Source organism: Brasilonema sp. UFV-L1 (assembly GCF_012912105.1).
In the GTDB taxonomy this organism is placed as follows: domain Bacteria; phylum Cyanobacteriota; class Cyanobacteriia; order Cyanobacteriales; family Nostocaceae; genus Brasilonema.
This window is the reverse complement of record NZ_QMEA01000224.1, coordinates 1-11856: the sequence shown is the minus strand read 5'-3', so window position 1 is coordinate 11856 and position 11856 is coordinate 1. Positions and strand designations below refer to the sequence as shown.

Sequence of the window (11856 nt, the reverse complement as noted above, 5' to 3'; positions counted from 1 at the left end):
GTTTGAGACTCGACGACGAGTGTTTGAGACTCGACGACGAGTGTTTGAGACTCGTGAATGAGCTAATCATTGATGACTGGTGGAAAAAAATGCTTTCTTTATTCAAATTCATCTATGGTAGCTGGAGAAGAAGCATTTTGGCGATGGGAAATATTGCGCTCATACCAATTCATTAATGGAGTCGCACTAATTCCATGAACAATCACAGAAAAAACTATAGTAGTGTAAGTTATCCAGCTAATTTGTTCACCTATTTCACCTTCTAAACCTTTACCAAAGGCGTATGAAAGATAATATAAAGAACCAACTCCACGAATACCAAACCATCCTAATAACAAACGAGTTCCTGGATACCAACCTCGGCGGCGATATCGTTTTTCTAAATGTCCACCAATTGTGCTAACCCATGTTCCCAAAGGTCGGATAACTAAGAATAACAATACTATCACCAATAGAGATTGGGTTGCATACTTTAGCATTGGCTGAACTAACAAAATTGTCCCTAATACTAAAATTGTCCCAACTTCTAAAAGTTTTTCCAGTCTCTCTATAAATTCCAACTGTGCTAGTGGTTTTTCTGATTTTCTATAACTGCGCTGGACAACCAATCCTGCAACAAATACAGCAAGAAATCCATAACCGTTAACAATCTCTGTTAGAGAATAAGTTATTAAAATTGTACCTAGAGCTATGAAATCTTCCATGATTGCATCAACACGATGTATTTTTTGGATTTTTTTATCGATCCAAACAATGGCTTGAGCAACGACAAAACCCATGACAATACCGATAACAATAGCCCAAATGACATCAACTAAAACCCATTGTTGAAACCAGTTGCTCCAGTTCTTATCTTTTAAAGCATTAATACCAAAATAAACAAAAGGAAAAGCTAAGGCATCATTTAAACCGCCTTCAGATGTCAAACCAAAACGCAATTCATCTGTGTCACTTGTATCATTCAATTGAACTTCTGAGGCTAATACTGGGTCAGTTGGTGCAAGAATGGCTCCTAATAAAATTGCCTCTCCCCAATCCATACCTAAAAATAATTTGCCTACAACTGCTAGCCCAAAAATTGAAATGGGCATTAAAAAAACAATGAGTCGCGTCGTAATATCCCAAGTTCTAAAGTTGAGTGGTCGTATAATTTTTAAACCACAGCTAAAGACAGATATAATCACGACAAATTCTGTTAGCCGTTCTAAGACTTCAGCGTTGAAGACTTGATCACGACGTAATTGAATCAGCCCAAAGCCATAGGGACCTAATAAAATACCAACTATCAAATAGATAATGGCTAAGGAAAGAGGTAAACGTGAAATCCAACCAGATAATAAGGTGACAAATAGCAGCAATAACCCAATGACAAACAGGTCTATAATATAGATATCAATCATAATAAATAGTTTTTAATGAAAGATAGTATCAAAAGTTTACTTGCGATAACTTTTGGTCTAAATCACCATTAGATAGATTTGTTTAAGACATGTCACATGACTTTTAGGTGATAATTCGCGTAGTAGAAGGAGTAATTGCTGCGTTGCGTTGCTTGTATGATATAATGCCAAACTAAAGATTTATCATTATGTACCTGTGATTAGCGATCGCCCGCTACGTAACTGGCTTGATATCATCACCCAACAAAGGCACAAAGCAGTGGAATGCTATGCCCTCTGGCTTATCTTGCGTTAAATTGGGTCAAAGAATTTAAAAATTACAGGACAAGGCACACGAAAGACAACTCATGAGTCCAAAAAGCTAATAGTAGAATAAGGTACAGAAATAGCTCTATGGAAGGGAGGATGGGAAATTGGATGAATTAAGGGCAGCGCTAGAACTAGCAACTGAAGAAGAGTTGCAAGATTTAACAGCAATTCTGTTCAGTCGTAAGTTTAATCCCCTAGATTATGTTCACACACCAGAACCAATAGAAGTGCAAAGCAAAGGTCGCAAAGCGTGGCTAGATGCACTAGAGCAGCGCTTTCGCTTTTTGGCAGCAGATGGGGTGACCGTTTTGCGAGGACGCACTAGTCAAGTGACTTACCGACAAGCACTGATTCAAGTATGTAAATATTTGAAAATGCCTTATTCTAATACACTGACAACAGTTGATCTAGAAGCTGAGGTGTTTTTGCACTTGTTGGGGCACGTCTGGAAAAAATTGCCGGACAAAGAAAAGCAAAAATTGACTGTGCGAATACAACGTCAGCTAGCCAAAGCAGAATTAACAGAACCGCTACCACTGACATTGCAGCAAGATCCTTTGGGATTACTTTTCAAAGGCGGTAGTGCTCTTGCTGTCACTTCCGTTCTCCAGCCACTGTTACTCAAACAAATTGCCCGTCAATTTGCGACGCACTTTGCGACATATCAAGTTGCAAAACAAACGATCATTCAAGGTTCTGGGGCTGCAGCTCATCAGTTTCAAAACTATGTCGCAATGCAGATGGCAAAGCAGGGTATGGCGGTGAATGCAGCTCGTTATGGGGTCGTTCGCAGCATGTTTGCCTTTTTAGGTCCAGTGATGTGGAGTTGGTTTTTTGCCGACTTGGGATGGAGAGCGATCGCCACTAACTACGGTCGGATTATACCTACTATATTCGCCTTAGCTCAAATTCGTCTCACTCGTACCGAATGTTGGGAGCTTGCTTGAAAATAGCTTTTCGTCATCCCAACCCCAGTTTGCAATCCTCTTGGAACTATGCCCAACTGGGATTACTCATTTTCCCATTGATTCCGTTTATCGGAGCTGTGGGTATAGTTTTGGCAACGTTGGGAGCTTGGTATACTCAATACCGCACAATTATTCGCCGTCCCCTCCACTGGGGATTTGCCCTCCTGAGTATCTTGATGCTCGTCACCGTTGGTTTCGCCTACGACAAAACGGTGGCTTTCTTGGGTTTATTTAATTTCTTGCCATTCTTTTTTGTTTTCGCTGGCTTCAGCACCCTCATTCAGACACCTGCACAATTGCGGCAAATGTCTTGGATGTTGGTGCTGAGTTCCTTACCAGTCGTCATTCTTGGATTTGGGCAGTTGTTTTTAAACTGGTCTTTTAAGATCAGAATTTTGTGGTTTGTCGTGGAATGGGAGATAGAACCTGGAGGACAACCACTAGGTCGTATGGCTTCTGTATTCATGTATGCCAACATCTTAGCTGGTTATTTGATGATAGTTTTCATCCTGGGGATAGGGTTGTGGTTGGAAAGCTATCGGCATATGAGGAGACAGGGAGTTCTTGAACAGGAGAAGCAGGGGAAGAAAATACTTTTTCACCTCCCGTTTTTCTTTCTAACAGCAGTGGTGATTGCCAATTTTGTCGCATTGATTTTGACTGACTCGCGCAATGCTTGGGCGATCGCCATTTTTGCTTGTTTAGCTTATGCACTTTACCAAGGTTGGCACATTCTTGTGGCTGGTGTTGCTGGTATCGCTGCGAGCGTGCTTTGTGCAGCTTTTGCTCCTTTATCTGTGGCTCAATTGTTTCGTAAGGTTGTTCCTGCTTTCTTCTGGGCGCGTTTAAACGACCAAATGTATCCTGATAGACCGATAGCATTGCTTCGCAAAACACAGTGGGAATTTGCGTTATCCTTAACTCAGCAACGTCCTTGGACTGGTTGGGGCTTACGCAACTTTACTTCTCTGTACGAAACACAGATGCACATTTGGTTGGGACATCCTCACAACTTGTTTTTAATGCTATTTGCTGAAACTGGTTTTCCCACGACTCTTTTATTCTGTAGCTTACTCGTTTGGATATTTATTGCAGCTGTCCAACTGTTACAAAAGTCCAAACTGATAGACGCAGCAGAAGATAGGTTGATATGTTTCAGCTATCTTGTGGTCTTTTCAGGCTGGCTGTTATTTAACACAGTAGACGTGAGCTTATTCGATTTTCGCTTTAATACGCTTTCCTGGTTACTATTATCTGCCATTTCTGGAATCGTATATCGTTATAAGCAGCATCAAGGGCTAAGAACGGCTTCAGGTCAAATAAAAATTTAACTGCGTAGGTAATTGTTCACTGTCAAAAATTTTTCAGAATATATACTGTTGCCTATTATATTGATGTGTCAATAAAATTACTTTCATACGCTTGTGACTCTGTATGTGGTTCATTGCATATTGAGTCATAAGTGCTGATTGTTGGGAAGATGTAGGAATACGCTATTGTAGTGTTTTCCTGCATAACGGGCATCTCTTGTAGATGCCCTTACTTTACAGAAAGCCGCTCCGAAAAACCTATACAAAACTAGCAAAAGCTAGACATATCTGTACAAAGTCGGAGCGTGCAGACTAAGACCTTCGCGCTTCGCAGCGGCGCGATAGCGCGGTCTACGATTTTTGAGTCATGACACCTACAAATGAACGCCAGTTTGTAGCACTGTCGAAGGCGGTTAAGAAATCAGCAAACAGGTTTATAGCTGTAGTGCCGCTTTCCTAACAAGCTCTTAAATCATTGTCGAGGCTAACTTAACTGAGAAATCAGGTTGGCAGAATATGCCATATAAGCAGGTCTCGTTTGACGAGACCTGTACAAAATGACCAGAAATGTACAGATGTGTACAGAAATCAAGTTACAGCTTCCAACCCTTTTTACTTCTGACTCGGTGACTTCTGACTTCTGAATTCTTCTGTCATTTTTTGAGTACCATACTTCAATTCGTACAATCCCAATAAACCTGCTGCGACTAGCGTGGGCAGAAAGTAGTAAACTCCTCTGTATGCGAGCATTGAACCAAAAACTGCCGCAGCAGAGACTTTAGAAGAGAGATTCAGTAAAATAACAGTTTCAAAAACTCCTAACCCACCAGGAACATTACTCACAACACCTGCAAACATTGCTAATAAGTAAATGCCTAAAAAGTCTAGATAGGATATGGATATATTGCTAGGAAGCAAGACAAAAAGAACCATCGCAGCTAAAATCCAGTCAAAGCTAGAAACTGCTATTTGAGCTAAGGATATTTTAAAACAAGGAAAGCGAAACTCATGAGAGCGGATAACTAAAGGTTGTTTGATGAGGAGACTTCCTAGCAAGTATGCAGCAACCAATAGCAGAAAAATAACGCCGATAGGACGCACTGTAGAAAAAGGCAAATGAAGTTGAGTAGGAATTTGGAAGGAATTTGTGAGAAAAATAACTCCAGCAAGGGCAAAAAGTCCTAACCAAAAAGTGAAATTAACAAATGCAATAACTTGAGCAATAGAAAGCGCTGAGACTCCCCAAGACGAGTAAAAACGATAACGGATAGCGCTACCAGTTAGTAAAGCTAAGCCTATTGTATTGCTAAAAGCAGAGCTAATATAATTAGTGAAAGCAACCTTTTTCCAAGCAAGGGAACGACCAATATAGGTAAAGCCCAAAATATCGTACCCTATCATCACCAAATATCCTAAAGCTGTTAACCAGATTGACCAACTTAAGTGGCTTTTGGGAATTGCAGCTAATGATTGAAAAACATCACGATAATTAGACTCACGCAGTTCGTTACTAATAGCCCAAAAAGAAAGTACCAGAAGCAGCAAGCCAAACAACGAACTAAAATTGAGTCGGAGTTTTTTAAGCATAGTACAAAGTGAGAGTCAAAAGAGGTCAAGCAAGAAAAGTCATGACTCAATTATTCACAAAATTTCCATTTGATTGACACATAATTGACATATCTTTGGTGTTAACTTTTGACTACATGGACTTATATAATAGACAAGCTGAAGTAAATAAGCGTTATGAAGAAGAATTCACCAATGATGAATTCTTCTCCTGACTCCTGACTCCTGACTCCTGACTCCTGACTAATGACTAATGACTCTTTTCAAGATGCCTTAGCTGGTTCAACAATTCATCTGCGACGGGGGGTAAATTTACAAGTTTGCCACAGTTCGGGGAGAACTCCAGCTATAGTGTTTCTCCACGGAGGAACGGGAAACCGCTTTAACTTTCGTTCTCAGTACGAGTTTGCTCAAAGTCAAGGTTGGGAAGTTCTTGTATATGATTTGGCAGGACACGCACAGTCTAGTCCCTACCCTCGCTACTCAATCGGGCGACATCGTCGAGATTTACAGCGATTATTGTACCAATTCGGCATTTCCTCACCAGTATTATGTTGTCATAGCTACGGAGTTCCTATTGGTTTAGAGTTTGCGCAGTACAATTGTGTGAGTGGTATTATTATGATCGCAGGCGGAACTCATAACTTAGCACCTTGGTGGGAAATTCCGCTGATGAAGTTTATGGCTTGGGGAGGCAGATATTTATACTCCTTACCTGGTGTACAAGCAATCTCAAACTTTTTCTCGACCTCTTACCGACACAGCGTCATAGAGCAATTTTTTGCCGAAAATCCAACACCAACAGATTTTCAATCTTATAAGGCTCTAGAAATCTTTTGGCGATATAATTTTTTTGCGCGTCACCCTTCGCCGAAGAATTTGCACATCCCTGCTTTAGTGATCACTGCTAATCAAGATCCTATGTTTACACGCCAGATGGGGGACGAGTTAGCGAAACTTTTCCTCAACAGTACTCATTTACATTTTGCTAATGCAGGACATTTAGTTATGGCAGAGTGTGCAGAGTTAGTTAACAGTGCTATATTCAAATACCATTATGGTATCAATGCAAAAACACCTTCTTCACAAATCGAAACCCTATAAATATTAACTAAACAAGAAATTTTTCTATCTTCTAAGGGAGATGCTTCCTCATCCTTCTCATCCCTTTCATCCCCCTTATTCTCTCATCCAATGAATTGCTTAAAATTTCAAACTATACTACTGGTTTCGCTGCTCACTTTATTGAGCTATCATTGTATAAAAAATGTACAAGCACAGATACCACAACAAGTACATCAAGAAAAGCAAGCTTCACTGCTACCGCCGCAACCAAGTACTAGCGATATAATCACTCAAATAATTTATAAAACTGAAATTTACAATAGCAAAATCATGGGGGGGAGTCGTACTTATGGCGTTGCTTTACCTCCTGGCTATCAGCAAAACCTAAATCAACGCTATCCAGTCATTTTTCTTCTCCACGGTGGACATGGAAATCTTAACGATTGGTTTGAAAAGAAAAAAGGAAATGCTTTAGAAGTTCTACAACAACTTTACACAGCAGACAAGCTACCACCCAGTATTGTGATTACACCAGATGGTAATGACAAACGTGGTTCCAGTCCCTACTGGGATCCCGAATATATTGATGGTCCGAATGGTAAAGTATCTACAGCGATTGGTGATGAATTGGTCAAAGTCGTGCAAAGTCGCTATCGTACACTCCCTAATCCTAATTTTTGGGCAATGGGAGGATTATCTTCTGGAGGTTGGGGTGCAATGAATGTGGGATTACATTACTTGAATCATTTCGCGATTTTATTTAGTCATAGCGGTTACTTTCAAGATAAGAGTGGACCGCAAAATAGCCCCATGACTTATATTAAGACCATTTCGCCTCAAGCGAAAAAACGCTTACGGATATATCTGGATATAGGTGTAGCAGATACAGAAGTCGGAGTTGATGAATCCCAAAAATTTAGTCAACTACTCAGTACAGAGAAAATTTATAATATGTTTTATCAGTTTCCCGGAGGTCATACTTGGGACTACTGGCATGAACATCTGTCAGATTCGCTAACATTTGTAGGGAGACAGTTTAGAATCTCGGCTATTATACACCGATGAAATTATCTAAAGTCTTGATTGGCGTCGCAAGTGCAATTGCAATTCTGACTGCTGCAGGATACTGGTATGTCTTTATCTTGGGTGCGCCACAAGTCGATCCGCCTCAAGAACAGACTAATACCGGGTTAAAGTTTCAACTAGAAACTTTTAACTCTCAAGCAATGGGTACACAACGGCAATATGGCGTCATTTTACCCCCAGACTATTATAAAATTCCTCAAGAACGCTATCCTGTTATATTTTTACTACATGGCGGTCATGATGATGCTCGTGCTTATGTTGATAAATATGCAGTCTTAAACGTACTATATGAACTTTATAAAAGTAAAAAACTTCCACCTTCGATTGTGATTACACCAGATGGAAATGATCACCGGGGTTCGAGTCCCTTGTTCGACCCTGATTATTATGATGGACCGAATGGTAAAGTAGGAACGTTGATTGGTTCGGAGTTAGTACAAGTCGTTAAATCACGCTACCGCACATTGGAAAACCCACAGTTTTGGGCGTTGGGAGGTCTATCTTCTGGAGGGTGGGGCGCGTTTAATATTGGGTTACACTATCCCCAGAACTTCAAAATCCTGTTTAGCCATAGCGGCTATTTTACCGATGACAGTGGTCCACGAAATAGTCCTCAACAAATTGTTCAACAATTACCAGTTGAGGAAAGACAGCAACTGCGTGTTTATCTTGATGCTGGAAAAAGCGACTCGGATTTACTTGCTTCTACTAAAGTATTCCACAAAACCCTAGATAAATTAGGTATAGAAAATGTATTTTATGCTTTTGAGGGGGGACATGGTTTATCTGGTCCAGATGTTGGCTGGAATTACTTTCACAAACATCTCAAAGATTCGTTGTCTTATGTGGGAAAACAGTTTCATGCATTCAAAATTCACGCATTCAAAACCTATCATTAAGTGACGAATGACTCTTGACTTAAGAAATCGGATTGGGCTTTGGAGTGCAGCAATTCTTACAAGTTTAGTCGGAGTGGTAAACTTGGTGTCGGCAGTGACACCTAACCTGCATGAGAGAAATCACTGGTTAAAGCAATTTTTACCTTTTGATATTCGCGCTAGTGGTCATATATTTGCAGCACTGACTGGCTTTGTGTTGCTGACACTTGCAACCAACTTGTTGCGTCGAAAACGAATTGCTTGGTTACTCACTGTTGGATTACTCATAATTTCTATTCTTAGTCACTTGATTAAAGGACTTGACTATGAAGAAAGTCTGTTGTCTGGTGTTTTGCTGATGCAATTACTCTTAATGCGTCATGTCTTTACAGCAAAATCAGACCGTCCTTCTATTGCACAGGGAATCCGGGTGTTAATTGCAGCTTTGCTGTTTACTCTGGCATATGGAACAATTGGATTTTATTTGTTAGATGGCAAATTTTCGGAAAATTTTAATTGGGGTGATGCCATAGCTCAAACTTTTGCTATGTTCTTCACAGAAGATAATCCAGGATTGAAACCAAAAAGCCAATTTGGAGAATTTTTTGCCGATTCTATCTATATTATAGCAGCAAGTACCATCGCTTATGCACTGTTCATGCTGTTAAGACCAGTTTTTCTACGTGAAACCGCCACTCTGAAGGAACGTCAGCAAGCAAGAGATATTGTAGAAAAATATGGATGTTCTTCTCTAGCAGCATTCACTTTGTTGAGTGATAAAAGTTATTTTTTTAGTCCTTCTGGTCGTAGTGTCATTGCTTATGTCCCCAAGGGACGAGGTGCGATCGCCTTAGGTGATCCGATTGGACCGATTGAAGAACGTAAAGAGGTGATTGTGAGTTTCCAGCAGTTTTGCCAACGAAACGACTGGCATCCAGCATTTTACCAAACTTTAGGTGATGACATTGACCTGTACAAGTCGCTAGGGTTTCAGGTTCTCAAGATTGGCGAAGAAGCGATCGTTGATCTCAAAGCCTTTACCTTACAAGGAAAAGCAGGTAAAAACCTCAGAACAGCAGTTAATCGCATGACTAAGCTGGGGTACGAAGCGAAATTTTACCAATCACCAATTGCTGATGAGTTATTGCGTCAAATGAAAACGGTGAGTGACGAATGGCTACAATTGGTGCAAGGTTCAGAAAAAAAGTTTTCTCTGGGTTGGTTTGACGAAGCTTATCTGCGAGAGTGTGAGATTGTAGCAGTGCAGTCCTCTGACGAGGAAATGATCGCTTTTACCAACATTGTGTCAGAGTACCAGGTCAATGAAGTGACTAATGACTTGATGAGACACCGAAAGTCAATCGAGAATGGAACGATGGACTTTTTGTTTATTTCCATGTTCCAACACTACAAGGAACGAGGTTACGATAGCTTTAATATTGGTCTTTCTGCCCTTGCTGGGGTAGGTGAAACTCAAGAATCAGGTCGCTTAGAAAAAGTATTGCGCTATCTTTACAAGCATTTGGAGCGATTTTACAATTTCCAAGGCTTGCATGCATACAAGGACAAATTTCAACCTCGTTGGGAATCACGTTATCTGGTGTTTCCCAGTTTAGCTGCTTTACCCGATGTAGTTGTCGCATTAATTCGTGCTGATTCAGGCGATCGCCTTTTAGATTATTTTAAAGAGTAAACATCTTAGCCGTTGCTAACCCCTAATGGCGGAGGCGATCACGCTCCCGTATTATTTTGGTAGAGTTGATTGTAATTTCAACAATCGCTCTCCTGCCTTTGCCAAAGTCTCTGGTTTCTTACTAAAACAAAATCTAATAAAATTTTTACCCGCCTCTGATTGCGAGAAAAAGCTGGAACCGGGAACTACGGCAACACCAATTTCTTTGATTAAATACTCTGTAAATTCTATATCATTTTTGTAACCAAAGTCCAAGATATTAGCAAACACGTAGTAAGCTCCTTTAGGAACAAAATAGGGAATTCCAACTGCATCCAAAATCTGCAGAATATCGTCTCGCTTTTGGTGGTAAAGCTTTGCCAATTCTTCGTAGTAGCTAACACGAAGTTGCATCGCTGCGACTCCAGCCCTTTGCAGTGGTGCGGGTGCGCCAACGGTAAGAAAATCATGAACTTTGCGAATTGCTCCTGTTAATTCTGGATTTGCCAGAATATACCCAACTCGCCAACCAGTGACACTGTAAGTTTTGGAAAGACCATTGATAGTGACGGTTCTCTCAGACATTCCTGGCAGAGTCGCCATTGCAATGTGCTGCGTTTTGTCATAAAGAATGTGTTCGTAGATTTCATCTGTGAATGCCAATACATCCCACTTTTGACAAAGTTCAGCAATAGTGGTGAGTTCTTCACGAGTAAAGACTTTCCCAGTTGGGTTATGAGGTGTATTAATGATAATGGCTTTTGTACGTTCATTAAACGCCTGACGCAGTTGAGCTTCATCAAATGTCCACTCAGGTGGATGCAGCGATACATAACGAGGAATTGCGCCAGCCAAAACTGCATCGGGACCATAGTTTTCATAATAAGGCTCAAACACTATGACTTCATCACCTGGATTCAAAGTTGCGAGCATCACAGCAGCCATTGCTTCTGTCGAACCACAGGTGACGGTAATTTGTTGTTCAGGATCAATATTTAAGCCTAGGTACCAATGAACTTTTTGTGCGATCGCCTGACGGAAAGCTTTATCTCCCCATGTGATAGCATACTGATTAACGTCTTCCTCAATCGCCTCACAAGCTGCCCGTTTTAACTCAGGCGGACAAGGAAAATCAGGAAATCCCTGTGCTAGATTCACAGCATTGTATTGTAACGCAACTCTGGTCATTTCTCGAATGACTGACTCTGTGAACTGGTTTGCCTTATGTGAAATTTTCTGCTTTCCTGTCAGAGTCACATTAATATCCCCATTCATAATAAGCTACTGTAATTTGATACATTTAACGTAAATCTTACCAAGAACTACAAAATCTTTTCATTCATGCAACGTTCCCAACATCCTAATTTTTGACCAAATCATAGCCGTCGCAATCACTACAACAATTGTCCCAATTCCTGAGTCTACTACAGACACTATCGGCTGCAAAGCGATCGTGTTGTGCAGCCTCAGCCTTAGGGGGGACCGCAAAAAGAAAGTCCCAGCCGGTGACGAAGGATCTAGATTTGACGGTGAACCAGTCCTTGATGAGGGTTTCCAACGCGGCTATGCTCCACTTGGGGAGCCAGCCGCGTGGGTTGGGCA

Annotated in this window: 9 protein-coding genes; 6 read left to right on the top strand and 3 right to left on the bottom strand. The window is 40.8% G+C overall.

What is annotated here, in order from left to right; genetic code table 11:
* Positions 1–98: 98 nt before the first annotated feature.
* Positions 99–1400 carry a sodium:proton antiporter gene (locus DP117_RS32865; RefSeq protein ID WP_169222359.1) on the bottom strand — a complete coding sequence of 434 codons (1302 nt, stop codon included), beginning with the start codon at positions 1398–1400 and terminating at the stop codon, positions 99–101.
* A 413-nt stretch (positions 1401–1813) separates the two neighbouring features.
* Between DP117_RS32865 and DP117_RS32860 the strand changes: the two genes are divergently transcribed.
* Together DP117_RS32860 and DP117_RS32855 are read left to right on the top strand one after the other, a co-directional pair.
* On the top strand, positions 1814–2656 hold the full coding sequence (locus tag DP117_RS32860) for a YaaW family protein (protein ID WP_169222358.1): 843 nt from the start codon (positions 1814–1816) through the stop codon (positions 2654–2656).
* The gene (locus DP117_RS32855; protein ID WP_169222357.1) at positions 2638–4008 is read left to right on the top strand and encodes an O-antigen ligase family protein; all 1371 of its coding nucleotides are present in this window, start codon (positions 2638–2640) and stop codon (positions 4006–4008) included. Before DP117_RS32860 ends, DP117_RS32855 begins: the two co-directional genes overlap by 19 nt.
* A 591-nt stretch (positions 4009–4599) precedes the next feature.
* On the opposite strand, the gene DP117_RS32850 is transcribed toward DP117_RS32855, so the two are convergent.
* On the bottom strand, positions 4600–5574 hold the full coding sequence (locus tag DP117_RS32850) for a lysylphosphatidylglycerol synthase domain-containing protein (RefSeq protein WP_169222356.1): 975 nt from the start codon (positions 5572–5574) through the stop codon (positions 4600–4602).
* 225 nt (positions 5575–5799) lie between these two features.
* Here DP117_RS32850 and DP117_RS32845 point away from each other — a divergent pair, with 225 nt between their 5' ends.
* The 4 genes from DP117_RS32845 to DP117_RS32830 all read left to right on the top strand — a co-directional run bounded on the left by DP117_RS32845 (position 5800) and on the right by DP117_RS32830 (position 10275).
* On the top strand, positions 5800–6657 hold the full coding sequence (locus DP117_RS32845) for an alpha/beta hydrolase (RefSeq protein WP_169222355.1): 858 nt from the start codon (positions 5800–5802) through the stop codon (positions 6655–6657).
* Positions 6658–6798: 141 nt separating this feature from the next.
* Positions 6799–7683, top strand: coding sequence for an alpha/beta hydrolase-fold protein (locus DP117_RS32840; protein WP_248277949.1), 885 nt, complete (start codon positions 6799–6801; stop codon positions 7681–7683).
* Entirely contained in the window at positions 7680–8603 is a 924-nt protein-coding gene (locus DP117_RS32835; protein ID WP_169222353.1) for an alpha/beta hydrolase-fold protein, read from the top strand. The genes DP117_RS32840 and DP117_RS32835 overlap by 4 nt, the downstream gene beginning before the upstream one ends.
* Before the next feature lie 7 nt (positions 8604–8610).
* Positions 8611–10275 carry a phosphatidylglycerol lysyltransferase domain-containing protein gene (locus DP117_RS32830; RefSeq protein ID WP_169222352.1) on the top strand — a complete coding sequence of 555 codons (1665 nt, stop codon included), beginning with the start codon at positions 8611–8613 and terminating at the stop codon, positions 10273–10275.
* A 51-nt stretch (positions 10276–10326) separates the two neighbouring features.
* Here the strand turns inward: DP117_RS32830 and DP117_RS32825 are convergent, their stop codons facing one another.
* Positions 10327–11529 carry an aminotransferase class I/II-fold pyridoxal phosphate-dependent enzyme gene (locus DP117_RS32825; protein ID WP_169222351.1) on the bottom strand — a complete coding sequence of 401 codons (1203 nt, stop codon included), beginning with the start codon at positions 11527–11529 and terminating at the stop codon, positions 10327–10329.
* Positions 11530–11856 lie beyond the last annotated feature (327 nt).